This window comes from Bacillota bacterium, from assembly GCA_040754315.1.
Classification (GTDB): domain Bacteria; phylum Bacillota; class Sulfobacillia; order DUSP01; family JBFMCS01; genus JBFMCS01.
The window spans coordinates 1-24,994 of sequence record JBFMCS010000012.1; the positions used below are offsets into that span (position 1 = coordinate 1).

20 protein-coding genes and 1 pseudogene are annotated in these 24,994 nt (G+C 63.2%); 15 read left to right on the forward strand and 6 right to left on the reverse strand.

Annotated elements, in window-relative coordinates:
- The first annotated feature begins 164 nt into the window (after positions 1-164).
- Positions 165-2,153 (forward strand): stalk domain-containing protein, encoded by a 1,989-nt coding sequence (locus AB1576_01950; GenBank protein ID MEW6080556.1) that lies wholly within the window; start codon positions 165-167, stop codon positions 2,151-2,153.
- On the opposite strand, the gene AB1576_01955 is transcribed toward AB1576_01950, so the two are convergent.
- Together AB1576_01955 and AB1576_01960 are read right to left on the reverse strand one after the other, a co-directional pair.
- Positions 2,050-3,558, reverse strand: a complete 1,509-nt coding sequence (locus AB1576_01955) for a radical SAM protein (GenBank protein ID MEW6080557.1) — start codon at positions 3,556-3,558, stop codon at positions 2,050-2,052. The genes AB1576_01950 and AB1576_01955 overlap by 104 nt on opposite strands.
- 29 nt (positions 3,559-3,587) lie before the next feature.
- A complete protein-coding gene (locus tag AB1576_01960; GenBank protein MEW6080558.1) occupies positions 3,588-4,211 on the reverse strand; it encodes an AAA family ATPase in 624 nt (207 codons plus the stop codon).
- Positions 4,212-4,295: 84 nt separating this feature from the next.
- Here AB1576_01960 and AB1576_01965 point away from each other — a divergent pair, with 84 nt between their 5' ends.
- The 3 genes from AB1576_01965 to AB1576_01975 are packed head-to-tail and all read left to right on the forward strand — an operon-like array spanning position 4,296 to position 8,335.
- Positions 4,296-5,261, forward strand: a complete 966-nt coding sequence (locus AB1576_01965) for a Na/Pi symporter (protein ID MEW6080559.1) — start codon at positions 4,296-4,298, stop codon at positions 5,259-5,261.
- A gap of 33 nt (positions 5,262-5,294) precedes the next feature.
- Complete coding sequence (locus tag AB1576_01970) at positions 5,295-6,089, forward strand: undecaprenyl-diphosphate phosphatase (protein ID MEW6080560.1); 795 nt, start codon at positions 5,295-5,297, stop codon at positions 6,087-6,089.
- Between the two features lie 20 nt (positions 6,090-6,109).
- Positions 6,110-8,335, forward strand: a complete 2,226-nt coding sequence (locus tag AB1576_01975; protein ID MEW6080561.1) for a DNA translocase FtsK — start codon at positions 6,110-6,112, stop codon at positions 8,333-8,335.
- A gap of 5 nt (positions 8,336-8,340) precedes the next feature.
- Here the strand turns inward: AB1576_01975 and AB1576_01980 are convergent, their stop codons facing one another.
- Entirely contained in the window at positions 8,341-9,162 is an 822-nt protein-coding gene (locus AB1576_01980) for a M55 family metallopeptidase (protein ID MEW6080562.1), read from the reverse strand.
- Positions 9,159-10,115, reverse strand: coding sequence for an arginase family protein (locus tag AB1576_01985; protein ID MEW6080563.1), 957 nt, complete (start codon positions 10,113-10,115; stop codon positions 9,159-9,161). The genes AB1576_01980 and AB1576_01985 overlap by 4 nt, the downstream gene beginning before the upstream one ends.
- A 156-nt stretch (positions 10,116-10,271) precedes the next feature.
- Between AB1576_01985 and AB1576_01990 the strand changes: the two genes are divergently transcribed.
- The gene (locus AB1576_01990) at positions 10,272-10,742 is read left to right on the forward strand and encodes a YbaK/EbsC family protein (protein MEW6080564.1); all 471 of its coding nucleotides are present in this window, start codon (positions 10,272-10,274) and stop codon (positions 10,740-10,742) included.
- A gap of 4 nt (positions 10,743-10,746) precedes the next feature.
- Here the strand turns inward: AB1576_01990 and AB1576_01995 are convergent, their stop codons facing one another.
- Positions 10,747-11,334, reverse strand: coding sequence for a L,D-transpeptidase family protein (locus tag AB1576_01995; protein ID MEW6080565.1), 588 nt, complete (start codon positions 11,332-11,334; stop codon positions 10,747-10,749).
- A 68-nt stretch (positions 11,335-11,402) separates the two neighbouring features.
- Here AB1576_01995 and AB1576_02000 point away from each other — a divergent pair, with 68 nt between their 5' ends.
- From AB1576_02000 to AB1576_02040, 9 genes are all read left to right on the forward strand, one after another.
- On the forward strand, positions 11,403-11,936 hold the full coding sequence (locus AB1576_02000; GenBank protein MEW6080566.1) for a cob(I)yrinic acid a,c-diamide adenosyltransferase: 534 nt from the start codon (positions 11,403-11,405) through the stop codon (positions 11,934-11,936).
- 15 nt (positions 11,937-11,951) lie between these two features.
- Complete coding sequence (locus AB1576_02005; GenBank protein ID MEW6080567.1) at positions 11,952-12,767, forward strand: Cof-type HAD-IIB family hydrolase; 816 nt, start codon at positions 11,952-11,954, stop codon at positions 12,765-12,767.
- 96 nt (positions 12,768-12,863) lie between these two features.
- Complete coding sequence (locus AB1576_02010) at positions 12,864-14,378, forward strand: PrpR N-terminal domain-containing protein (protein ID MEW6080568.1); 1,515 nt, start codon at positions 12,864-12,866, stop codon at positions 14,376-14,378.
- On the forward strand, positions 14,368-17,091 hold the full coding sequence (locus AB1576_02015) for a UPF0182 family protein (protein ID MEW6080569.1): 2,724 nt from the start codon (positions 14,368-14,370) through the stop codon (positions 17,089-17,091). Before AB1576_02010 ends, AB1576_02015 begins: the two co-directional genes overlap by 11 nt.
- Entirely contained in the window at positions 17,088-18,383 is a 1,296-nt protein-coding gene (gene asnS / locus AB1576_02020) for an asparagine--tRNA ligase (protein MEW6080570.1), read from the forward strand. The genes AB1576_02015 and asnS overlap by 4 nt, the downstream gene beginning before the upstream one ends.
- A gap of 50 nt (positions 18,384-18,433) precedes the next feature.
- Positions 18,434-19,219 (forward strand): RodZ domain-containing protein, encoded by a 786-nt coding sequence (locus AB1576_02025; protein ID MEW6080571.1) that lies wholly within the window; start codon positions 18,434-18,436, stop codon positions 19,217-19,219.
- A gap of 75 nt (positions 19,220-19,294) precedes the next feature.
- Positions 19,295-20,485: a D-alanyl-D-alanine carboxypeptidase family protein gene (locus AB1576_02030; protein MEW6080572.1), complete on the forward strand. Its 1,191-nt coding sequence runs from the start codon at positions 19,295-19,297 to the stop codon at positions 20,483-20,485.
- Between the two features lie 23 nt (positions 20,486-20,508).
- Complete coding sequence (locus AB1576_02035) at positions 20,509-21,306, forward strand: carbon monoxide dehydrogenase accessory protein CooC (GenBank protein MEW6080573.1); 798 nt, start codon at positions 20,509-20,511, stop codon at positions 21,304-21,306.
- Entirely contained in the window at positions 21,296-23,488 is a 2,193-nt protein-coding gene (locus tag AB1576_02040; protein MEW6080574.1) for a hypothetical protein, read from the forward strand. Before AB1576_02035 ends, AB1576_02040 begins: the two co-directional genes overlap by 11 nt.
- Here AB1576_02040 and AB1576_02045 read toward each other — a convergent pair.
- Positions 23,485-24,183: a polysaccharide deacetylase family protein gene (locus AB1576_02045; protein MEW6080575.1), complete on the reverse strand. Its 699-nt coding sequence runs from the start codon at positions 24,181-24,183 to the stop codon at positions 23,485-23,487. The two genes, AB1576_02040 and AB1576_02045, sit on opposite strands and share 4 nt — an antisense overlap.
- A gap of 192 nt (positions 24,184-24,375) precedes the next feature.
- Between AB1576_02045 and AB1576_02050 the strand changes: the two are divergent.
- Positions 24,376-24,885: pseudogene (locus AB1576_02050) on the forward strand (transposase).
- Positions 24,886-24,994 lie beyond the last annotated feature (109 nt).

Below are 24,994 nucleotides of genomic sequence, written 5' to 3' on the forward strand. Positions count from 1 at the left end.
ACTGGCCGGAGTGGGTTCACGGACAGTCTAAACGGGCGTGGACAGGATGTAAGACTTTTCGGAGCAATCCTGGATGAAGCGTCAAAATTGGCCGAAGAGAGGCGGCCTTCCAAACTTGCGGTTTAGGCAGGTTTGGTAAACCAGGGAACAAGGGAGGGCGTAGCGTGGCTTTAGCACGGTATCGCCGGTATGCGGCAGTACTGCTTTGGGCTCTCTTGATGATGTTGTTCGCTACCAGCCTTGCCCTGGCCTTCGCGGAGGTTAGCGTGGGGGAAAGGGAGGCCTTGATCCGCGTCTCGTCGCCCGGGATACCAGCCTTGCCCAGTGTGGAAAGGACTACCTACCGGCAGGCCGTGGTAGAGACGGGGCCCGGCTACCAGACCTTGAGGGTTGTTTCCGGGGGCCGCTTCAGTTCCCTAGCCCCCTACCCCCTGGATCAGGCCAAGATCCCATCCTCTGCTACGCCATACCTCAGGCCGACCCCTTCCATACAGAGCGAGAACGCTGAGATAGCCGCCCACGCTGCCGCCCTTGTCCGGGGCTCGGACAAGCAGGAGGATGCGGTGTGGAAGGTACTGGCCTGGGTTATGGACAACCTCACATATGACGCCGGGCTTTCCCCCAATGATGCGCTCTCCGTGTGGGACACGCGCCGCGCGCGGTGCGCGGGATACTCCGCCCTGTCGGCGGCGCTCCTGCGGGCCGCGGGGATCCCGACGCGACTAGCCACCGGTTTGATGCTAGGGGATTCCACGGGGTCTGGATTACACGAGTGGATAGAAGTTTGGTACCCAGACCATGGGTGGGTTCCCTGTGAGCCCCAGGGTGAGTTCCATAGCGTGCCCCCTACCTACATATTCCTTTCAGCCAGAGCGGATGGGGCCCAGTGGCACCCCTCCCTTGCCTCACTGGCCGTGGCCATGGAGAAAGCGGCGATCCAGGTTACTAGGCAGGCGGATGCCAGTGAGATGGTGGACGTGCGGCGCACGCCCGCAATATGGGCCAGGGCTACAGGGGACGAGGGTAGCATCCAGGGGGCCACCCTCAAGGTCCGTGTCACCCGGCGCGACGGGCGGCCCCTGGGAGCGGGGGCCTTCGATCTCTTCACTGGGGGACGCCTTGGGGCATCCCTTCCCTTTGGGACAGGTGAGAGCTACGACCTTTCCTCCTGGGAGGCGGCCCCCGAAAGCGGGCAGGTGAGGCTGGAGACTGACGGGGCTGGCAGGCTTACCCTGGCGGGCCTGGCAGGGCGCCCGGTGGGGATCAACGTGAACGTACCTGGGTCCCCCGGCGTTTCCCTTGAGGCCCACCCGGAGGTGGGACGGGTGGGCTACATCGACGTCCTCATGGAGGCGGGCGGAACGCCCACTGTAACGGGGTCAGGGGTCCAGATGAGCATGGAAGGCAGCTGCACGCTGGTCCTAGGGGAGGTCGCCTCCGGGGGGCCGGCCCAGCTTGGGCTCGGGCCAGGTGGGGAGCTCAGGATCTACATCTCTTCTACCCAGTTGTATCCCTTCGGGGCACCTGACCTCAAGGTGCCCATGACCTTCTACCTGCCGGACCTCCCGGCAGCTGGGCCCGGGCGCCTCCCCGCGCTGCGGGTGAAGGGCCACACCCTCCAGCTCTCGGGTGTGGCGCCAGGACAGGTGAAGCTGGGGCTTGTCCTCCCGGGCCGGGGTGAGCAAGTTCACACCGTGGAGGTGTCTAGGGGTGAATGGACCCAGGAACCCCTACTCTGGCGGGACGGGGTTCTTCTCCAGGGCGCCGAGGCAAAGCGTTACCTGGTTCGCCTCTCCAGGCTTACCCTGGGTTTAGTGACTGTGGAGGTGGGGGGCCGCCTGGTACCGTCGGATGTCAACCCCATCATCGTGAAGGACCGCGTTCTCCTGCCGCTGAGGGCTGTGTGTGAGGCCGCGGGAGCCGAGGTTACCTGGCACCCAGTCCTGCAGGAGGCCCACGTCAAGATGGGGACCACCAGCCTAGTGGTGAAGCCCGGTAGTGACAGCGCCTGGGTGAACGGGACCACGGCGGACCTCGATGTGCCTCCCCTCATCCAGGAGGGGCGGATCCTGGTTCCCGTCCGGTTCCTCGGGGAGAACCTGGGGTTTTCCGTATCGTGGATACCGGGCTGGCGTACTGTGACACTGGATTGACCGGGGCGTTCCCCGTGAGCGCGCCAGCTGCCTTGGTCCTTCTCCTCAGGTTCCAGGAGAGGCTGGTCAGGGCATCCCGGAGGGGAAGCCCCACCCTGCGGATTAGGTCGACGATGCCCACCAGGACCCTGACCCTGGAATCCAGGAAGCGGTAGCGGTGGAAGGGGGGATAGGGGTCGCCGTGGTCAAGGAGGAGGTCCTCCTGTCTCAGCCTGTCAGCCAGGGGGGTGCCATCGTAGACCTGTAGCACGTTCATAGGCTGGGCCACCACCCGCCTGACCTCGGGCCACGGTCCGATGGTGCTCTTGAGGAACTCCGTGTTGGCGGAGACCTCCTCGAAGGTTGTGTAGGGATCGAACATGATAAAGCCCAGGGTAGCATCGATACCCAGCTTGCCCAGGATGCTCAGAGCCCTCCGGTTGTCTTCCACTGTAACACCCTTGTCGTAGGTGTCCAGGGCCCTCTGGACCCCGGATTCCACCCCTAGGAACACCCTTTTAAGACCAGCCTCCTTCAGCAGGAGGAGGGTTTCCTCATCCATGGCGTCCACCCTGCACTCCAGGCCAAAGCCCACATCAAGTCCCCTGGAGAGGATTTCGGTGGCCAGGGACCTGGCTGCCCGGAGGCCCGGGTTCCCAGGGCCCATGAAGTTGTCGTCCCAGAAGCGGATGAAGCCTACCCCGTGCTGGTCCATGAGTTCCTCAATCTCATTCACGACGTTAGAGGCAGAGCGCACTCTCCAGGCTGGCCCCGGCATGGAGCGGTAGAAGGCGCGGGTGTCACAGAAGGAGCAGTGAGCGGTGCACCCACGGCTACGCAGCACGGAGGCAGCCGCTATCTCCCCTGGGGCAACTTTCTCAAGGTAGACAGGCAGGGTGTCCCTGGCGGGGAAGGGGAGGGAGTCCAGGTCCCTTCGCATGGGCCTGGGAGGGTTTCTTCTCACGACCCCCTCCAGCCTGAGGGCAATGCCGGGTACATCCCGCCATTCTCTGCCATCCTCGAGGCGGGAGGCAAGTTCCAGGAGGGTCTCCTCAGACTCACCCAGCGCCACCGCATCCAGGGCGTGGCAGTTGACGAGCATTGCCTGGTAGAGGAAGGTTGGAGGGTGCCCACCCGCCACCAGGCTGCCCCTGTATCCCCTCTGGCGAAGGGCTGACGCGAAGATCAATGCCCTCCTCAGCCTCTCCTGGAAGGGTATGGACAGTCCAATGAGGGCGGGTTGGGGATGGGCCAAGGCTCTGTCCAGGGCCTCCCTGTCTGTCAGGCCCAGTGCCTGGGCATCCAGGATCTTTGCTTCGTGCCCGGCTGCTCTCAGTGTGGATGCCAAGTATCCCATGCCCAGGTGTTCCTGCCGGTCCTGAGGACGGATCCCAGGGTGTCTTAGGTTCACCAGGAGTACACTCACCACACCTCACCTCCAAGGGGTGCTTGTCTTCAGAATTCGTTTTCCCTGGGTTCCTGGGCCATGCTCTCCAGGCGCTCCCGGGTGAGATCAGGCACCCGCGCCAAGGCCTTGGCTACGACCTCGTCGGGGAGGACGCCGCGGGGGGGCACCAGGAGCCGGATGGCGCCAAGTCCCTCATCGTACCATGGGAATTCCCATTCCGAATAGAGCCGGCGCAGGACGTCCTCGGGGACCCTGCGCTTCCGGCTGGCGTTTCTCACAAGGCATTCTGCCAGGCTCACCGCGAACACCGCTGCCTTGGAGCAGAAACCGTGGGAGCGGGCCAGCCTTATCCAGCGCGCTCTCAGGGTGCGAGTGAGGCTAGTAGCGTCCAGGAGCACCCTGTCCGGACCCCTTCCAGCCTGGGAGCGCAGCTTGAACAGGCCATTCAAGGACGCGCCCACGATGGTCCAGACCTCCGGCTCCACCATTATGTGGAAGTCCTCCCTGAAGGTGTTCCAGCGGATCAGGTCCGGCCTGACCACCCACCAGCCCTGCTCCTCCATGTAGTCAGCCCAGGTGGACTTGCCGGAGCCTGGCGGGCCCACGGCAAGAACGAACTGTCCCGAGGTGCAAGAGGTCTTGACCTCCGGGCGGGGTGGTACTAGCGACATCATCCTACCTCCCTGGCCTAGTGTGCCCAAGGATGCGTACGGGTCCGGGGCCGCGCATACCCTACTTGCGGGGGTGCGGTTTTCGTGTTTGTCCCTGGTGTCGTGCTGGCGCTGGCCCTCCTGGTCCTCGGGCTGCGCCTGGTGGTGCTGGGCTTCAGGCAGGCCTCAAGAGGTCTCTCCCCTAGACTCACCCGGAAGGCCTTGGGGGGACCCATGCGAGGAGCTCTCCTTGGCGCCTTCGCCACAGCAATTCTCCAATCCTCCAGCATGGTATCTGTGGCAGCCCTGAGTCTTGCCGACTCCGGCGCCATCAGCCTTGGCCAAGCCATGGCGGTGGTCGCCGGGGCCAACGTGGGAACGTGTCTCACGCCCCACCTCATATCCTGGGCCTCCGTGGAGACCTCCTGGCCCCTGGCATCACTGGGTTTCGGCCTCATGCTTGCCTTCCGGTCCAAGGCCCTGGGCCATCTGGGCAGGGCCCTGGTGGGCCTTGCCATGCTGGTGACAGCCGTGGAGGCCATCTCATGGTGCCTGGATTCCTCCGGGCCGGGGCTTGCCCGGTTCGTGGCTCTGGCGGCGGCCCCCTGGGCGGCCTTCCTGGCCGGGACTATGCTGACAGCCCTCATCCAATCCTCCAGCGCTAGCCTGGCCCTGCTCATGGCGGTTGCTGAAGCCGGTCTGGTACCGCTGAATGGCTGCATCGCCTACATGCTTGGCTGCAACGTGGGCACCTGCAGTACCGCGGCCATCGCCTCGATTGCCTCCTCAGTAACCGGTAAGAGGGTAGCGGCGGGGCACTTCATCCTAAACCTGGCCGGGGCCATGGCTGTCATGCCCTTTCTGGTACCCTTCGTGGACCTGGTCAGGTGTCTTACCCCTGTTGCCTCACAGCAGGTGGCAACGGCGAACACCCTGTTCAATGTGGCCTCTACCCTAGCGGCCCTTCCCCTCCTTGGCTGCCTGGTGCGGGCATCCATCCTTGTGGTACCGGGCAAGAAGGAGAGGGCCCATGCTCCCCCGAAACATACTGGGTGGGGAAGGGCTCCCTGAGTGAGCCTTCCTCGAAAGGCAGGGGCTCCCTTGATGATTAGAGCAGTCACCCTCGGAATCCTTCAGGGACTCACGGAGTTTCTCCCCGTTTCCAGCTCGGGACACCTCGTGCTAGCCCAAGACCTTCTGGGCATGGATACCCCAGGCATTACTTTTGAGGTGGTGCTCCACGTGGGGACCCTGCTGGCTGTGCTTGCCGTTTACGGGCGGGACCTGGTTGGGATTACCCGGGGGGTCCTTGGATGGGACACCACCTTCAGGACGAGGGAGTCCAGGCGGCTTGCCCTCTGGATCATCCTGGGGAGCGTTCCCGCCGCACTGGTGGGCATTGGGTTAAAGAGCCATGTCGAAGTGCTGTTCAACTCCGTCCTGGCAGTGGGGATGGCCCTGATCATGACGGGATTCATCCTCTGGGCATCTGGAGGCAAGACAAAGGGAAACAGGCAGGTTGCCAGCCTGGGCCCGCTGGGAGCCGTTTGGATTGGCCTAGCCCAGGCTGCCGCCATTCTCCCCGGCATATCCCGGTCAGGGGCCACGGTGAGCGCCGGTTTTCACCTGGGGCTCAAGCCGCCGGAGGCGGCACGTTTTTCCTTCCTCTTGTCAGTGCCAGCCGTGGCCGGGGCGGCCCTTGTAGATGCCCTGGATGCGCCCTGGGATGGGTTCCCCGCGTCCTTCCTGCTAGTAGGGGCGCTTTCAGCCTCTTTAACGGGCTACGCGGCCATCCGGGTGCTCCTGTGGGTCCTTGCAAGGGGACGCCTGAGGGCGTTCTCCTACTACTGCTTCGCCCTGGGCCTCCTGGCCATCACCTGGCACTTCGCGGGGGCCTAGCCCTTGGGGGGATCGGTACCATGAAGGGTAAAGTGAAGCGTTCCAACGGCGCGGGCCAGAAGCGAAAGACGCTACGAGAAGAGACCCGGTGTGAGATACGGGGGCTCCTTCTCCTGGCCCTGGGTGCCCTGGGGTTTGTGGGCCTTTACTCGGGGGCCACAGGCTTAATGGGACAGGCCCTGTCCAGGGGTCTGAAGATAGGGCTTGGGGATGTGGCCCCAGTAGCCCTAGGACTCTTGGTGGCGTGGGGGCTGGCCCTGATCATCTTCAGGACCCGGGCGTGCTTCTCTTGGCAGCACGTGGGACTCGGCATCCTGCTGATGCTCCTGGCCATCCTGTGCCATGGGGGGTACCCGCATGGCGGGGAGATCGAGGCGGGTGCCAAGGGACTTGGCGGCGGCGTGATTGGGGGGGCCTCCAGGTGGGCCCTGGTCAGGGCCTTCGGACCCAAGGGCATCTACGTTGTCCTGGTGGTCCTGGCCCTGGTGGGCTCGCTCCTGGCCACAGGGCTGACGCTGCGTTCCCTCATCCCCCGGGGCGAGACCCGGGCGCGCCTCGGCTCCTGGGGGCTCCGGACCGCCCGGTGCTTCTGGAGGACGCTGGCCGGGGTTGACAGGGCTGGCCTCGAGAAGGAGGTCCCGCGCCCCAGGGAGCCCCAGGATATCCCCTTGGGCCCGGTTATAGTCCGGGCAGAGGAGATCCAGGACAAGCCCCAGGAGCCAAGGGTGAGGGCCCAGGCGCCCAGGACCCCCAAGAAACCGGAGGAAGTCCCCGTTGAGCACCTGGAGGCCACGGCGATACCGGTGGGCAACTACCGGTTGCCGCCCCTGGATATCCTTGACAAGGGCAGAAAGAAGAAACGCCGGAGCGACCGTGACCTAGAGGAGAGGGCTCGCCTTTTGGAATCCACCCTGGAGAGCTTCGGGGTCCGGGTCTCGGTGGTGGGTGTGAGCGAGGGGCCTGCGGTGACCCGTTTCGAGGTCCACCCGGCGCCGGGGGTCAAGGTGAGCCAGATAACGAGGCTCTCCGACGACATCGCCCTAAGCCTGGCTGCAACCCAGGTGAGGGTCGAGGCCCCGATCCCAGGGAAGCCAGCCCTGGGGATCGAGGTTCCTAACAGTGAGACCAGCATGGTATTCCTCAGGGAGGTTCTGGAGTCTCCCGAGTACCAGAGCGCCCATTCCATCCTCGCGGTGGGGCTGGGCAAGGACATCGCCGGCAGGCCACTGGTGGCGGGGCTGGACAAGATGCTGCACCTCCTCATCGCAGGAGCCACGGGGTCGGGCAAGAGCGTGTGCGTGAACGCCATCATCGCGAGCCTGCTGTTCAGGGCGCGTCCTCACGAGCTGAAGATGCTCCTGGTGGATCCCAAGGTGGTGGAACTCAGCCTCTATAATGGCATTCCTCACCTCCTGGCACCGGTCATCACTGACCCGAAACGCGCGGCGGCCTGTCTGAAGTGGGTGGTCAGCGAAATGATGCGCCGGTACGAAATGTTCGGGGATAACGGTGTCAGGGACATAGCCGGCTACAACCACCTGTGCCGGGAACGGCCGTCCCTGGGACTCCATGAGATCCCCTACATCCTGGTGGTCATTGACGAGCTGGCGGACCTCATGATGGTTGCCCCCGTAGAGGTGGAGGACTGTATCTTCCGCCTGGCCCAGATGGCCAGGGCCGCAGGAATACACCTGGTGGTTGCCACGCAGAGGCCGTCCACAGATGTGATCACGGGAACGATCAAGGCCAACATGCCGTCCCGTGTAGCCTTTGCCGTCACCAGCCACGTGGACTCCCGTACCATCCTGGACAGCCAGGGGGCGGAGAAGCTCCTGGGCATGGGTGACATGCTCTTCAGCCCTGTCTGGGCATCCAAGCCCTTTAGGGCACAGGGCGCCTACATATCCGATGAGGAACTAGAGGCCCTTGTCTCCTTCGTCAAGGGTCAAGGCTCGCCCGTCTTCCACCCGGACATCGCCCGCATGGAACGGGATGAGGACATACCCATTGAGGAGGAGGATGACAAGCTCTTCGCCCGGGCGCTCCGGATCGTGGTAGAGCAGGGGCAGGCCTCCGTGTCGCTGGTGCAAAGGCGGCTCCGGGTGGGATACACCAGGGCAGGCCGGCTCATCGACGCCATGGAACAGCGGGGCTTCGTGGGTCCCCATGAGGGGTCTAAGCCCCGGGAGGTGCGCTTGACCCTGGATGAGTACGATCGCTTGTTCCACGGTGAGCCCAAGGACTAGGCGCCCTAGTTCCTGGAGGCCAGGACTATCATGGCCCTGGCGGCCCTGAGCGCCGTGAGACAGTCAAGAGCCTGGCAGGCCACGGTAAGGGCGTCCAGCCGGGTGACCCCAGGCATGAGGCTGGCGGCGTCGGCCAGCCCCGGGTTGATGAAGCGAATCTCCACACCCACAGGCCCCTCCACCAGGAAGGGGCTTATCCTTGAGGCTCCCAAGACCGCCCTCCGGGCAGCCTCCCTGATGAGCTGCCTGCTCCTGCTGGGGTGGGTGTGGTCCGCTGAGAAGCGGGTCACGTGGCGCTTTACCGCCAGGGCCTGGACTGGACCCAGGTGCCCCAGGGCCCCGATGGCCTCTTCTGCCGCGGCGGAATCGCCTACCACCAGTGCCACGGGCACTCCTACCGCCCCGGCGAAGGCCGCGTTCATGGCGATCTCCCCGAACACCATCCCGTTGAACCGCAACTCGGCCACGTCCTGTGTGTAGGTGTGGCTTAGGACCCCAGGGGTTCCCGCCCGGGCGTGGCAGCCCGTGAGGAACACAGCTCCGAAGCTCTCGTCCAGTCCCTGGCACATGCTGGAGGGTTTGGGAGACCCCGTGATCACCCGGGCCTCCGGGTGTATCTCCTCAAGTAGCAGGTTCTTCATGGTATCATGGGAATCGTTAACGGTAACCTCGGTGGCGCCTCCATCAAAGGCTCCCTCGATGGCCGCGTTGACCTCCAGCGTCATTGTGAGGCGGTGTCGCTCGTACTCAGGGTTTTCCCGGCTCACGTGGTCCCAGGACACCACACCGGTGACCCCCTCCATGTCCGCGGAGATGAATACCTTCACAACGGTTGACCTCCTTTAGGTGGCTGCCCCCCCGGAGCATCCGGCGACTTAAGGGCTGGGGGCACCTTGGACCCCCCGGCCACCAGTGACGCCGCCCACCTGGAAGTCGCCCCAGCCAGAACCTTGCCAGCCCTGCCGGCCCCGGGCCGGGCGGGATTGAAGGCCGAAACGGTGAGGGCCCATACCGGGGCTGAAGCAGCTAGTGCCGTTATAAGGCTGCTGAGGGCATCCAGGGACAGGCCAAGTGGGGAGGGGAAGGTTACGCAGGGCATGACTGAGGGATCTAGAACATCTACATCCACGTGGAGATAGACGGCGTCGTGTCCCCTGAGCATCTTGCCCAGGTTCCGGGCTGTCCTGGCCTGGAGGCCTGGCTCGTTCACCTCCTGGCAGGACACCACCGTCACCCTGGAGCGTTCCAGGAAGGCTTCCTCGTATGGGTCCAGATCCCTGGCCCCCACGTGGATCACGGAGGTCTCGGCCAGGCCCGTCAATCCCAGGGCCCGGGCAATGCCGGGCAGGGAGTGTCCCAGGAGGCACCCCAGGGGCATTCCTCCCAGGTAGCCCGAGAGGGAGGATGCCTCCGTATTGAGGTCACCGTGGGCGTCCATCCAGACCACGGCGACCCTGTTTGACCGACGCTGTAAACCCGCCATGACCCCTATGGCAACGGTGCAGTCACCGAGGGTTAGCGGGAGACTCCCCCGGGCAGCTGCTTCCTGAGTGCTGAAGGCCACCTGCTCCAGGCACCAGTGAAGGTGGGAAAGGGCATCACCCCGGGGCGGGGTGCCCTGGGGCACGAAGACCAGTTGGTCGAGGGCCAGGCCCTCTTGGGCCAGGGATGAAACCACCCCTGCATCCAGGAGAGACCTGGGGCCCGCGGCCATCTCGTGATCCAGGACGTCCCCGGGTCGGAGGGGCGGGGCGCTTTCTGAGAGAGTGAGGTTGACCATGGACACCTTCATCACCCCCGGGCCGTCGTCCAGTCATTGTTCTCTTTCCCTGGGCCCAATACCTTCAGGGTAGAATGCCTCCTGTACGAAGAGGCAGGGGATCTGGTGCCTGCCGGGGAATCAACACCAGGGACGGCATACCGGCGGGGGAATAACATGGAGACACGGGTTACGAGGTACCTCGAATCTGTAGGGGTGAGTTATGTCCTGAAGCCTCACTCTAAAGCGGTCTACACAGCCAGGGATGCCGCGCGGGAGCGAGGGATCAGGCTGTCCCAGGTTATCAAGGCAATGCTCTTGAAGGATGGGGAGGGCTTCCTCATGGTCCTTGTGCAGGGGGACAGGGAGATTGACTGGAGGAAGCTCAAGATGCGGCTGGGCACTTCCGCGGCTATGGCCACCCGGGAGGAGCTGGAAAACTTCACAGGCTTTCCACTGGGGGCCGTGTCCCCGCTGGCCCTGCCCGAGCCCTGCAGGGTACTCCTTGATGACGCCATTACCAGGGGGCGTTATGTGGATATAAGCTCCGGGGACCTCCTCCTGGGTGTGGAACTCCTCTCGGAGGACCTGGTGCGCCTGGTTTCTGGTGAGGTAGGTTCCTTCTCCTTGCCCGCCCGGAACCCGTAGGCGGCTAGAGACCCAAGGCGGCCCGGGCCTCCTGGTCGAGTCTGCCGGTGGCCGGAAGGCCCACCTGGCGCTGGAAGGCCATGAGCGCTCCCTGGGTCCTGGGGCCGGAGATACCGTCCACCGGGCCTGGGTCATGGCCCAGGTCCCTGAGGCGCACCTGCAGGAGCCATACCTCGTCCCTCGTGGGTCCTGTGGGGCCCTGCCAGTGCCCGTACGAGGATACGATGCTGACAGGGGTTCCCACTGGCACCAGGGGGAAGATGGCCTCGATATCATGATTGTGCATGCGTATGCATCCATTGGAGATGTAGCGGCCGATGGACCAGGGTGCGTTGGTGCCGTGTATCCCGTAGTTTGCCCAGGGAATGTTCAGTCCCATCCAGCGGGTGCCCAGAACGTGCCAGTTGGGGTGGACCACCTTATGGCCGATGCTCCACTTTCCCACGGGGGTAGGGGTGGACGGTTTCCCCACAGCTACAGGGTACACCCCATGGGTTGCCCTGCGGAGGCTCAGCGTGAGAAAACGGCTGGTGACGTCGATGGTTACGTGAACCTGATCAGGGTAGGCCATGTAAGCCCGGGGAGTGTACATGAGAAGCCCTCCTTGTCATTGACTATACTATGCGCAGGAGGCAACAAAGGCCAAAGGGCTTGGGAGGAATGAAGGTGTCACGACAGGGCGTTATCATGGTTTTCACAGGGAAGGGCAAGGGAAAGACCACAGCGGCCATAGGCATGGGGGTGAGGTCCGTGGGACACGCAAGACGAGTGCTCATGGTCCAGTTCATGAAGGGCCCCGGGAGACTCTACGGGGAGACGGAGGCCCTGAAGGCCCTCCCTGGGTTTACCGTGGTCCAGTCCGGGAGCGACCGGTTTGCCCGCAAGGGAAACCCCGACCCTGAGGACATGAGGAAGGCCCAGGAAGGCCTGGAACTGGCTCAAGAGGCTCTCACCAGTGGAGGGTGCGACCTTCTCATACTGGACGAGGTAAACGTGGCGGTGGACTACGGGCTGGTCTCAGAGGAGGACGTCCTGGGGCTCCTAGACCTGAAGCCCCCTGAGGCTGACATCATCCTCACGGGCCGGGGGGCGACCGAGGCCATAATCCACAGGGCTGACCTGGTAAGCGAGGTTCAGGAGGTTAAGCATCACTACCAGGCCGGGGTCTCGGCACAGGCCGGGATCGAGTTCTAGATGGGGCTTTGCGGGATGATGATGCAGAAGAAGGTTGTCAGGCTGGTGGTCGTTGATCTGGACGGCACGCTCCTGGACAGGTCCAAGGTGCTCCGGGATGACGTGAAGGCAACCGTGGCCAGGCTGAGGAGGGCCGGGGTCAGGTTCAGCATCGCCACGGGAAGGACCTTCCCATCCGCGGCCCGCTATGCCAGGGAACTAGGGCTTTTTGAACCAATCGTGGCGGGGAGCGGCGCGGTGATAAAGAGCGCCCTCACGGGGGAGGAACTGGGGTGCCTGGTGCTGCCCAGGGACGTGGCCACGCGTGTGCTGGAGGAGACCCGGGGGTTGGGTGTGCCCACCTATGTGTTCACCGGGGAGAGGATCCTGGCGGATCGCCCCAGCTCCTTCAGCCCCCTCTATGCCAGGAGTCTTGGGCACCCCATCGAACTGTCCCGGGACATTCTCCGGGAGGACCTGGAAGAACCTGTCATGATCGTGCTCAGGACAACCCTGGCCAGGACGAAGGAGATCCGCGAGGAGATGGCCCGGAGGTTTGGGAACACCGTGTGTGTCACGAGTTCCGCCCCATTCTTCGTGGACTTCCTCCACCCTATGGCATCCAAGGCCGCCGGGGTTGAGGCTGTTGCCCGTCACCTTGGCATTCCCCGTGAGAGCGTGATGGCGGTTGGGGACGGCCTGAACGACATGGGAATGCTAAAGTACGCTGGGATTGGAGTGCTGGTCTCCAACGCCCCGGAGGACCTCTGGCCAGGCGCCGACTACGTTACCCGGGAGCCCTTTACCGACGGGGTGCTGGAGGCGATAAGGCTATTCGTGGAAGAGGCCTAGATGGTCCTGGAAGTCGGGTGGGCTGGGGCAGGGATACCTCTTTCGTTTGTCGAAGGGATGGACCGAAGACACCTGGCCAAGACGGGAGGGGGTCCCATGGATGTCATGGTGGGTTTCATTGCCAGCGACGCGGACCTGGCTTCGCGCTGTGCCGCCAGGGCCTCCGATCTTGGTGTCCAGTGCATCCCCGTGGTCTCCCCGCCCGAGGGCTACCTGAGATCCCTAAGGGAGATAGAGAGCGGTGGCTGCAATGCCGTGGTGGCTCCCTCACAGGTGGTTTCAGCCTTGCAGGGCCGTTCCCGCCTTCCCATGGTACCGTTGTCTCCAGGTCCCTATGACGTCTTGCGGGCCATTGGTGAGGCCAGGACCCTAGGGGATCGCATCGCCCTTCTTCACTTCGGACCCGGCACGCTTCCGGTCCAGCTCTTCAGGGAACTGGTGGGCACTGGCGTCACCGAGATCACACCAGGACGTTCCAGGGACCAGATCCTGTCCGCGCTCAAGGATTCCCGGACAAGAGGGCTCCAGGTAGTTGTGGGTGGCCAGGGCGTGGCATCCCTCGCCTCATGGACAGGCCTGGAGGCCGTCGAGATCAGGGTGGGCCCTGAGGCCCTTACCGATGCCGTGGCCCGGGCAGTGGAGATGGGGAGGGTCACCAAGCGCCTTTCTTCACGACTCCAGCGCCTGACCCAGGCGTTTCCCGGCGCGGAACCCAGGGCCTTGATGCCGGCCCTGGTAACCGAGAGCCCGGCCATGAAGGAGGTAAGGCCCAGGCTCGTGGCCGTGGCCACCAGGGAGGAACCCGTGCTGTTCCTGGGGGAGACGGGTACCGGCCGGCAGTTCTGGGCACGCCAGGTTCACCTGGCAAGGGGAAGGCCTGCGGCATCATTTGTCTCCCTGGAGTGCCTGTCCCTGGCTTGTGATGAGGCCGAGGCGGCCCTGAGCCATGCCCTGGCCCGGGCAAAGGGGGGCACACTGTTCCTAGCCAACGTGACGGCGCTGCCCAGGGACACCCGGAGGAGGGTTAGGGGCCTACTTCAAATGCCGTTCCCGGCTGCGGAGGGCATCCTCCTGTGCGCGTCAGCCTTTGAGGGCGTCCAGGGACTGGGAGAGGACCCTGACCTTCTCGGTTCCTTCCCGCTTTCGATCCCGATCCCTCCCTTAAGGCAGAGGACGGGGGACATTGAAGCCCTGTTCTGTGCCTTTGTCCAGGAACTGGCTCCCACCCCCGGGGAGATGGGGCCCTTTCTTGACGTGGGCTTTCTCTCGGATGCAGGGTGGTCCAGGCTAAAGAGCTACGACTGGCCGGGAAACGTAAGGGAGCTGAGGAACCTGGCTATTCGCTACGTTACACTGTCCGGCGCGCTTCCCCGGGCTCTTGATGAGGTGGAAAGAGAGGTTCTCCAAGGGCTGGAGGTGCCCGCTACGGGCCCGGGATATGTGCAGGTCTCCGTTGGGCCCCTGGAGGACATGGTCGATGAGATCCTCCGGAAGACCCTGGCCAGCGCAGACGGCAACCGTTCCGAGGTGGCCAGGCGCCTGAGCATAAGCAGGACCACTCTATGGAAAAGATTGAAAAAGAGGGGGGATGTAACTCTATATGGGAGCTAGGCGCCTTACATTCGTCATAGGTCTGGGTGTGTTCTTGGCCTTCGCAGGCTTCAGCCTGTTTGCCGATGTGTACGTGGACCTCCAGTGGTTTCGGAACCTGGGTTATCTCACAGTGTTTCAGACCGCCCTGGCCTCCCGGCTCCTCACGGGGTTGGCGGTGGCACTGGCAACGGCGCTCTTCATCTTGGCCAACCTCCTGGTGGCTACGAGGACCCGTCCCGTGGGCTTCCGGGTGCTGCAAAACGTGGTGGAGGAGGTAAGGCTTCCCTCAAACATCACGCCCTTCATCATGGCCATCCCTGCGGTTCTCGGGATACTAACGGGGATAGGGGCATCCGGGCAGTGGATGGTGATCAGGCAATTCCTCGCTGCGACGCCCTTTGGGTTACAGGACCCTTTCTTTGGCACTGACATAGGCTTCTACGTATTCAGCCTTCCCTTTGTTTCCCTGGTCTACCAGCTGGCCTTCTCCATCCTGGTGATCACGGCAATGCTGGTGGGCTTGTACTATGTCCTGGCGGGAGCGGTAACGTGGACTGGCCGGGTCAGCATGGCACAGGCGGCCAGGACCCACCTGTTCCTGCTCATTGCCGCGATGCTGGCACTGAAGGCCTTTGGCTACCGCCTGGCCGTATACAATCTCCTTTACTCCCCGCGAGGCGTGGCCTTCGGGGCAAGTTATACCGACATCAACGCTCAGCTCCCCGCCCTCAGGGTGCTCAGCGTCATAGCCTTGGTCGCGGTGGTCCTCACCCTTTTGAACATAAGGAGCCGGGGGTTCAGGTGGATAGGCACGGGACTTGCCATTCTCCTGGTTTCCTCGGTTGGGCTTGGCTCCCTCTATCCTTCCTTCATCCAGCAGTTCCAGGTGTCTCCCGATGAGATCTCCAAGGAGACCCCCTACATGATTGAGAACATACGCCACACCAATCTTGCCTTTGGGCTGGACAGGATAGCTGAAAGGGACTACCCGGCGGAGGTCGCACTGACCCTCAAGACACTGGAGGGAGCCCAGGATACACTGAACAACGTGAGGTTATGGGACCCCAGGGCACTGAAGGACACCTTCAGCCAGCTGCAGGAGATCCGCCTCTACTACCAGTTCAATGATGTGGATGTTGGGCGCTACAACGTGGACGGCGAGGTCCGCCAGGTGTTCCTCGCCGCCAGGGAGGTTAACCAGGCCAGGATAGCCGAGGCGGCTCGCACCTGGGTTAATCTCCACCTTAAGTTCACCCACGGCTATGGTATTGTGATGAGCCCGGCATCCGAGGTGAGCACTGAGGGGCTTCCTGTCTTCTTCATAAAGGACATACCCCCCAGGACCACCGGGGGCCTGGTGGTGACCAGGCCCGAGGTCTACTACGGGGAGCTCACCGGTGACTACGTGGTGGTGAACACCAGGGAGCCCGAGTTCGACTACCCACTGGGGGATTCCAGCGCTCTTACGCACTACGAGGGACAGGGAGGGGTGCGGGTAGGCTCATTCCTGAATCGCCTCTTCCTGGCGGTGCGGGTTGGGAGTTACCGGGTGCTGCTCACCCAGGCCATCACTCCTGACAGCCGGGTGATGCTCCACAGGGAGATCACTGACAGGACCGCGAAGATCGCGCCATTCCTGAGGTATGACAGTGACCCCTACCTGGTGCTGGGAGATGACGGGAGGCTCTTTTGGATCATCGATGCCTACACCACCACGGACGCCTTCCCCTACTCGGAACCGTATAGGGGACGGTTCAACTACATCAGGAACTCCGTGAAGGTACTGGTGGACGCCTACCATGGGACCGTGGACTTCTATGTCTTCGATGAGGAGGATCCCATTGTTGCCACCTACAGGAAGATCTTCCCCGACCTGTTCAAGCCGGCCTCCGAGATGAGGGAGGACCTCCGGGCCCACGTGCGCTACCCGCTGGACCTCTTCTTGGTCCAGGCGGAGATGCTTTCGACCTATCACATGAGGGACCCGGGTCTCTTCTACAACAAGGAAGACCTGTGGAGTATGCCTACTGAGACCTACGCTGGGGAACAGCAGCCCTTGCTCCCCTACTACGTGATCATGACCATCCCGGGAGAGGAGGAGCCGGAGTTCGTGCTCATACTCCCGTTTACCCCGGCCCAGAAGCAGAACATGGTGGGGTGGCTAGCGGCCCGCTCCGACGGGGAGAACTACGGGGAGCTCATGCTCTTCAGGTTCCCCAAGGACCGGCTGGTGTTCGGTCCCATGCAGATCGAGGCCAGGATAGACCAGGATGCCTTCATATCCCAGCAGCTCACCCTGTGGGGGCAGGTGGGTTCCAGCGTCATCCGGGGTAACCTGCTGGTCATACCCATCAACTCATCCCTCCTTTACATTGAACCCCTTTACCTGCAGTCTACCGGCAGCAGGATACCGGAGTTCAAGCGTATCATCGTAGCCTACGGTGACCAGATCGTGATGGAGAATGACCTGGCGTCCGCCCTGGCGGTACTCTTTGGGGAGGGCGGCCCTGGGCCCACACCCCCTGGGGATCAGGATGGCGAGGACCTCACCCTCGCCCAGCTCATCCAGCGAGCCTCCAGGGCCTTCGCTGATGCCCAGGAGGCCTCCCAGGGGGGCGACTGGGCCGGCTACGGCCGGGCACTGGAGGATCTCCGCCGGGCGCTGGAGGCGCTGGCGTCTCTTACAGGGGAAACCCCCCTTATAACCCCGGATGAGGAGGCTGTGGAATGACCCAGGATGCCACCGTAAACACCATCTCCCGTTACCTGGGAAAGGAGGTCAGGATCAGGGGCTGGCTGTACAACATGAGATCCAGCGGCAAGGTTGCCTTCCTGATAGTGCGGGATGGGACAGGCTTTCTCCAGGCTGTGGCTGTCAGGGGCGCCATGCCTGAGACCTTTGATGGGCTGGCGAGGCTCACCCAGGAGTCCGCCATCGTGGTTACGGGCGTTGCGCGGGGGGATGCCAGGGCCCCTGGCGGGTACGAGATGGAGCTCCGGGGGCTAGAGGTGATGCACCTGGCCTCCGAGGGCTACCCGGTCACCCATAAGGAACACGGTGTAGAGTTCCTCATGGATAACAGGCACCTCTGGCTCCGGACCCCCAGGCAGAACGCACTGATGAGGGTGCGCCACCATGTGGTGTCCGCTGCCCGGAACTTCCTGGACAGTGAGGGTTTCGTGCTGGTGGACTCCCCCATACTCACCCCTGCCGCCTGTGAGGGGCAAACCACCCTCTTCGAGACTGAGTACTTCGGAGACAAGGCCTACCTCAGCCAGAGTGGCCAGCTGTACAACGAGGCGGCAGCCATGGCCTTCGGTCGCGTCTACTGTTTCGGGCCGACCTTCCGGGCGGAGAAGTCCAAGACCCGCAGGCACCTGGTGGAGTTCTGGATGCTTGAGCCCGAGATGGCCTACTGCGAACTCCCAGAGTGCATGGAAGTGGAAGAACGCCTGGTCACGGCAGTAATCCAGCATGTCTTGGTTTCATGCCGCCACGAAATGGCTGTGCTGGAAAGGGACACCTCTAGCTTGGAGCAGGTTAAACCGCCTTTTCCTCGAATATCGTACGATGAGGCCCTGGAACTCCTGCGGGACAGCGGCCGGGAGATAGAGTGGGGGGATGACTTCGGGGCGCCCGACGAGACCCTGATCTCCAACTCCTACGAGAAACCGGTGTTCGTTTACGGTTTTCCCAGCCAGTGTAAGGCCTTCTACATGCAGCCTCACCCGGAACGGCCGGATGTGACGCTCTCTGCGGACCTCCTGGCTCCGGAGGGCATAGGTGAGATAACCGGCGGCGGCCAGCGGGTTCACGACGTTGAGGTCCTCAAGGAGCGCATCCAAGAGCATGGGCTCCCGGAGGCCGCCTACCGCTGGTATGTGGACTTGCGTCTCTACGGCAGCGTACCACACTCGGGTTTTGGCATGGGCATCGAGAGACTAGTGTCATGGATCACCGGTACGGAGCACGTTAGGGAGACCATTCCCTTCCCGCGGATGATCAACAGGATCTACCCGTAAAGAGGATGGATAGAGCGGACCTTCCCAGAAGCTTCTGTGGGGTGGTGTTTTTGAAGGACATCGGCGAGGCCCTAAAAAGGGCTAGGGAGGAACGGGGCCTAAGCCTCAGGGAGGTGCAAACTGCCACCAAGATCAGGCAGAAATACCTGGAGGCCCTGGAGGCGGGGGACGATTCTGTCATGCCAGGTGAGGTCTACACCAAGGGCTTCATCCGTAGCTACGCCGAGTACCTGGGGCTTGACGGGTGGGAGATGGTGGGGCACTACAAGGCCTGGAAGGACTCAGTGCGGCCGAGTTCGGAGTTGAAGCCTGAGGAGAGGCCTGTCCAGCTGAGAAGGGTGCGGCCCCCGCACTACCCGGCGTGGGTGCTGGTGCTTCTCCTCGTGGCCTTCGGAGGTTTCCTGGGCCGCCAGTACTACCTGTCAAGCAGGCCGGTAAAAGCCCCGCCGGTGGAGGCACCCGTAGAGGAGGAGCCCGCCGGTGAGCCTGAGCCGACCCCCGAGGAGCCCCCCGGTGAGCCTGGGATGCCTGCCATCAGGAGGGTGGAGATCTCGCCCACCGTAGTGGAGTACCATGTGCCTGCCGAGAGCGTCCAGCTGGAGGTAGGGGTTGCGCCAATCACGGATCGCTGCTGGATGCATGTGACCGTGGACGGCCGGGTGGTGTTCGACGGCATGCTCGCGCCCGGGCAGATCCAGGCGTGGGAGACCTCAGGGGAGGTAAGGATCAGGGCGGGGAGACCGTGGTCTCTCACCTTCAACCTGAACGGGGTCTCCTGGGGCCCAGAGGGAGACCGGGAGGGTGTTCCAATGGACCTGTTGTTCAAGGTGGAATAGGGAAGGCACGGCTTCCGAATAATCACCTTTGCCTCCCCATACTCCTAGGGTAGGAGTTGTGGGGAGGTGGCATTTGTGAAAAAGGTAGCCCTGGCCATGCTGGCCACAGTGATTTCCGTGGCGGTGGTGTCTCTTCCCGGCCAGGCTTTAAAAGGGGTACCCGGCATCACCGCCCGGGCTGCCGTGGTCATTGAGGCCCAGAGCGCCAGGGTGCTCATGGAGAAGAACGGGCACCAGCCCAGGCACCCGGCAAGCCTCACAAAGATCCTCACAGGTATCATCGCCCTGGAAAGGGGGAACCCCAGTGACAGGGTGAGGGCATCCAAAAGGGCGGCCTACACGGGGGGCTCCACCCTGAAGCTCCGGCCGGGCCAGGAGTACAGGCTGGAAGACCTCACCAGCGCCCTCCTTATCATGTCTGCCAACGATGCGGCGGTGGCCATAGCGGAACACCTGGTGGGCAGCGTGGAGGGTTTTGCTGGCGCCATGAACGACAAGGCTCGCTCCATCGGTGCCCTGCACACCCACTTCCTGAACCCTCACGGTATAAGCCGGCCAGGGCATATGTCTACAGCCTACGACATAGCCCTCATGACCCGCTATGCCCTGGGGATCCCGGGGTTTGCCCGGCGTGTGGCTACGAAGGAGACGGACATCTGGAGGCTGGACCAGGAGATCCAGGTGAAGCTCCGGAACACCAACAGGCTCCTGTGGACGTACCTGGGGGCCGACGGGGTGAAGACGGGTACCACGGACCTGGCTGGGAAGTGCCTGGCAGCCTCAGCCACCAGAGGAGACATGCAGCTCATTGTGGTGGTGATGAACAGCCAGGACCGCTGGAGTGACGCCGCTGCCCTTCTTGAGTGGGGCTTTGAGAACTTCGAGATGGTTACCCCCTTGAACCGGGGGCAGCCCGTGGGGTGGGTTAGGGTCCGGGGGGGGCTTGTCCCGGAGGTCCCCGCGGTGCTGGAGGAGGACCTGGTTGCGGTGATACCCAGGGGCCAGCGAGGGCGCCTGGACATGGAGTGTCACATCCTGGAGACTGCCTGGGCCCCCGTTGGCCAGGGGGAGCCTCTAGGGGAGGTGCACCTGGTGCTGGGGGAGGAGATCGTGGCTTCAAGCCTGCTGGTGGCCCATGAGACTGTGCCTCGCTGGACCCCCTTCGGGGCCCTGGGGCGGGGGCTCGAACCCATTGCTCGCACCTTCGGGCTTGGCACTTCATCCCTGGGCAGGAAAGACGTATCGCCAGGTAGAATTGACGCCTAGACATGACTCCAGGGGGGATGCCCGTGAAGGTAGCCGTATCCGGCAAGGGTGGAGTGGGCAAAACAACGTTGTCAGCCCTTCTGGCCTACTGGCTGTCCAGGGAAGGCCGGGCTGTGCTTGCTGTGGACGCCGACCCTGACGCCAATCTCGGGTCGGCGCTGGGTATATCTCCTGAGAGGCTCAGTGAGATAACGCCTATCGCCAAGATGGACAGGCTCATTGTGGAGAGGACCGGAGCCCAGCCGGGTACCATGGGCCAGTGGTTCAGGCTGAACCCCAGGGTGGATGACATCCCTGAGACCTTCTGGGTTGAAGCCGGCGGGGTGAAGCTGGTGGTCATGGGAGGCCTGGACGCCGGTGGGCAGGGCTGCGCCTGCCCCGGGAGCACACTCCTAAAGGCGCTTCTAGGCCACATGATGGTGGAGAGGGAAGAGACGGTCATCGTTGACATGGAGGCAGGGCTGGAACACCTGGGACGGGGGACCGCCTCGGCGGTGGATGCCTTCATCGTGGTGGTGGAACCCGGGCGGCGGAGTTTCCAGACCGCCAAGTCCATCCGGCGCCTGGCCCAGGATATAGGAGTGAGGAACGTATTTGTGGTGGCCAACAAGGTGAAGCCAGGAAACCGCAAGGCGGTCAGAGAGGCCTTGGAGGGTCTGGGCCTCCTAGGGGTAATGCCCTACGATGCCAGGGCAATCCAGGCCGATCTTGAGGGGAAGGCAGCCTGGGAGGCCGGGCCGGAACTCCTCCGGGCCGCCCGGGAGATCAAGGACCGGATCCTGTCCAGACTGGCTGGGGGAGAAGACACCAATGAGCGGTGAAAAGAAGGCCGTAGCTGACCTGGTGGAGGACCTGGGGAGGAGAACAGGGGCGGGCCTTGAGGAGTGCGTGCTGCTGCTCCTGGCCAAGGGGCGCGCGGGCATAGGTGAGGTGGCGTCAGCCCTGGATGCGTCCAGGGGGGAGGCCATTAGGGAGATACTCCAGCGAAGGGCGCCTCAGGTTGTGGAGTTCCTAGGCACCTGTCCTGGGGGATTTGGCTCCGAGGCGGCCGGCCGCATTCTCGCGGAGCTGCCCACCAACGCCTTGATGGGGAGGGCCTGGGCTTTCGTTGAGAGGGGCGAGGGAGACGCCGGGGTCTTCCTTGCTGAGGTGGCACGGTCACGTGACCCCGGGGATCCGCAGTACTACTGGCTCATGGCCCGGGTTGCCGCCAAGAAGGCAGACCTTGAGGGCGCCTCTCGCTGCTTTGACCAGGCCCTGTCCAGGGCCAAACCCCAGGATCGCCCTGCCATCCTGCAGGACAGGGCCAGGACCGAACTTGCCCTGGGAGACCTCGAGGCAGCCTGGAGAAGCCTGGGCGAGGCCACTTCCGCGCAGGCGGAGCCGGAGAGCACCGCCGGGATCGAGGGTCTCATGGGTGAGATGGTATGGAGGATGATCCGGGAGGGCCATGCCCGGGATAAGGGGCTGGAGAAGGTCCTTGGCTCCCTTGGTTCCCAGTTCTGGCGTGACATGGCCATCAGGGTGGGGTTCGAGGAGTGTCGCAGGGTGGCCCTGGAGAGGAACCGGAGGATATCCCAGGGGGCCCGCGAGCTGGGAGAGGCTGTGGAGCGCCTGGCGCTGTCTGGTGCACGGGCCCGGGAGGAGGGCTACGACCTAGCGCGCTTCAGGGAGGTGGAATCCCGAGCCCTCCAGGCCAGGAGGCAGTCGGAGGACCTCATCAGGATGGTGGGGGAGTACCCCAAGGCGCTGGATGGAAACCCTCGAGGCAGGTATGGGCTGGATGCCTCTGATCCTGAAGCCGAGGCACTAGCCCCGGATCCCATCACTCTTCACTGGGGACAGCCCTGGGAGGTAACCCGTGGACGCCTCCTGGCCCTGGGGGAGGAGGCGCGTCACCTTATCCTAGAGGCCGTCCCCTCATCCACCGGGGGCCAGCTGAGGGTTGACGAGATGGAGGCCTCCCTTTGGAATGCCATGGCCTCGGTCTACGCCATCATCGGCTGCCTGGAGATGCTCAAGCCCCTGGACCGCACCTACCATAAGATTGGCCCCGTTGTGGAAGGGGCACTGGAACGGCTGGGGCCTGGCTTCCGCCTGGGAGGCTCGGCTCCTGTAATGAGGTTAGGGTCCTTGCCTGAGGTCCAGATGGACAAGGAGCGATTCGCGGCTGCCCTCACAATCCTGACCTGCCGGAGCGCCCAGGCAAGCCCGGGGATTCCCGTGGGTTTCTCCTCCGCTTTGAAGGAGGAGTCCGGCGAGATAGAGATCACCATAGGGCCTGTGGATGCTGACGGCAGGAACAACTGGGTATCCCTGCCCGGCAACGTCTCCAACGTTGTAACGGTGGCCTGTGACATCATAAGGGCTCACGACGGCGAGGTATGGCAAAAGGGAGCGTTCTTCCGCATCAGCGTTCCCCAGAGCACCGTGGAGAGGGATCTCTCCCGCTACGTGCCAGCCTACACTGAACTTAGAGAGGATACGAGGCAGGCACTCAAGGCCGCAGAGGCCATACTCCAGGAAGAGGGCGCTTCCAGGGATTTGCGCATGAGTGCCTTCCTGTTCCTGAAGGCCTTGGAGATTGAGATGGAGCACCGGCTACAGCCCTACCTGGAGCGCCACCGCTTGCTGGCCAAGGCGGTCGGCCTTTGGAGGGACCAGTCCTCCAGGGAGATGGCGCTGAGGGAGGCCTACTCCCCTGTGGAGGTGCCCCAGGATGCCACATCCCGCTTGGGATCGGTGCTAAAGGCCATTGACAAGGACAGGATCCACAAGGAGGCCAGGGATTGGAACTCCCTGGGCCTCCTTGTGACACTCTTCACGGACGACCCCAGGCTCAAGGCCCTGGGCCGCGACCTCCATGGGCTGGAGGCCCTCAAGGCCTGGGCCGGAGGCTCCAGCTCCAAAGGGCGCCCCCCAGCGGACATCGAAGTTGCCTTCCGCCGAGCCCGCGAGGCCACATTAAGGTGCCTGGCTCACCTGGCCGGACTGGTGGACTAGGGCGCTTCTTCCCTGTCCAGGAGATGGGATACGGTGAGCATCTCCGTCTTGGCGTCCTGGAAGCCTTCGATCACCCGGGGCAGTGCCTGGGGTGTATCAGGGGCGCTGTCCGAGGCGTGGAACAGTATGATCTCCCCGGGCTTTGAGCGCCTGAGCACGCGGCTGGCGATGGTGTCGGCGCCGGGCCGCCTCAGGTCATTGCTGTCAAGGCTCCACAGGACGGTTATGTAACCGAGCTCCAAGGCTGCGGAGATCACCGCATCATTGTGGTCTCCACCAGGCGGCCTGAACAGCCGTGGTTCTTCTCCCAGGGTCTCATGGAGGATGTTGTGAGCCTTGAGGAGCTCCTCCACTATCACGTCCCTGGAGTAGCGCGAGAGCCGGATGTGGCGGTACCCGTGGCTGCCTACCTCGTGGCCCTCCGCCTTCATCCTCTTGACCGCCTGTGGGTGGGAACTGGCCCAGGGCCCGGAAACGAAGAATGTGGCCTTCACCTCGCGCTTCCTCAGGATGTCCAGTACCTCGAGGGGAACGCTTTCGCCCCAGCTGACATCGAAGGTTATCGCCACCGCCTTGTCCCGCACAGTGACGTGCTCCACAGGCTTCAGGTGCCCAGTCACGGCCCGGTAGTCGTCGAAGCCTGCGCCGTACCGGGCTAGCGCCAGGATGGCCACGAGGCCTCCCAGGGCGATCATTTTCGCCTTTCCCCTCCGGGAAATCCCTAGCACCCACACTTTTCCTCGACCCCCACATGGGTTTTCCCTTTGTATGATTCCTATGGGCTTGGGCCAGGGTTATGCGTGGGTAACCAGGCAGGGCTCGTACCTTAAGACCACCGAGGGCACTCTAGGTGACCAGCCGGGGCCTGGGCCCGGAAGAGACTTGATGAGGATGAACTGTACCGGGTGATGGACGTATTGCATGAGAACTTCTACGGTGTCCAGGAGACACTCCGGGGAAAACAGGCAAAGGCTCCTTTGCTCGTGCCATATGATATCAGCAGCACCTACTTCGAGGGTACAGGAGCCGAAGAGGGAGAATACGGATACAGCAACAAGCGTTGGGACCGCTACCAGATCGTCATAGGGCTCGTATGTGATGAGGAGGGGGTTCCCCTGGCAGTTGAAGTCTGGCCAGGGAACACACATGACCACAACACGGTAAAAGAGCGGGTCAAGGTTTTGAAGGAGAGGTTCGGGATACAAAGAGCGGTATTCGTGGGTGATGCCGGGATGTATGCGGAAGAAACACGAGAGATACTTGAGTCGGGCTTTGATTATATCCTGAAGCCTGGGTGGCACAGGCAGCGGGAGCAGTTGGAAAAAAGAGTACCGTTACAGCCGGAACTCTTTGACCGCGGGGTTGTGGAGTGGCTAGAAGTCCCAAGGCCAGTGTAAAATTACCGTAAATAGCCAGATGAAAAGTTCCCTAAAGAGAGAACCACATCCCTGACGTCGAAATAAGCACCAAAACCCGGCTAAGGTGGAGGTGCAAAAAATCTTGGTC

What these genes read in the sequence shown, in the direction of transcription:
- AB1576_01960 (MEW6080558.1), bottom strand. Translation starts at nt 4,211, where the DNA reads ATGTCGCTAGTACCACCCCGCCCGGAGGTCAAGACCTCTTGCACCTCG.
- AB1576_01970 (MEW6080560.1), top strand. Translation starts at nt 5,295, where the DNA reads ATGATTAGAGCAGTCACCCTCGGAATCCTTCAGGGACTCACGGAGTTT.
- AB1576_01975 (MEW6080561.1), top strand. Translation starts at nt 6,110, where the DNA reads ATGAAGGGTAAAGTGAAGCGTTCCAACGGCGCGGGCCAGAAGCGAAAG.
- AB1576_01985 (MEW6080563.1), bottom strand. Translation starts at nt 10,115, where the DNA reads ATGGTCAACCTCACTCTCTCAGAAAGCGCCCCGCCCCTCCGACCCGGG.
- AB1576_01990 (MEW6080564.1), top strand. Translation starts at nt 10,272, where the DNA reads ATGGAGACACGGGTTACGAGGTACCTCGAATCTGTAGGGGTGAGTTAT.
- AB1576_01995 (MEW6080565.1), bottom strand. Translation starts at nt 11,334, where the DNA reads ATGTACACTCCCCGGGCTTACATGGCCTACCCTGATCAGGTTCACGTA.
- AB1576_02000 (MEW6080566.1), top strand. Translation starts at nt 11,403, where the DNA reads ATGAAGGTGTCACGACAGGGCGTTATCATGGTTTTCACAGGGAAGGGC.
- AB1576_02005 (MEW6080567.1), top strand. Translation starts at nt 11,952, where the DNA reads ATGATGATGCAGAAGAAGGTTGTCAGGCTGGTGGTCGTTGATCTGGAC.
- AB1576_02010 (MEW6080568.1), top strand. Translation starts at nt 12,864, where the DNA reads ATGGATGTCATGGTGGGTTTCATTGCCAGCGACGCGGACCTGGCTTCG.
- AB1576_02015 (MEW6080569.1), top strand. Translation starts at nt 14,368, where the DNA reads ATGGGAGCTAGGCGCCTTACATTCGTCATAGGTCTGGGTGTGTTCTTG.
- asnS (MEW6080570.1), top strand. Translation starts at nt 17,088, where the DNA reads ATGACCCAGGATGCCACCGTAAACACCATCTCCCGTTACCTGGGAAAG.
- AB1576_02040 (MEW6080574.1), top strand. Translation starts at nt 21,296, where the DNA reads ATGAGCGGTGAAAAGAAGGCCGTAGCTGACCTGGTGGAGGACCTGGGG.
- AB1576_02045 (MEW6080575.1), bottom strand. Translation starts at nt 24,183, where the DNA reads ATGATCGCCCTGGGAGGCCTCGTGGCCATCCTGGCGCTAGCCCGGTAC.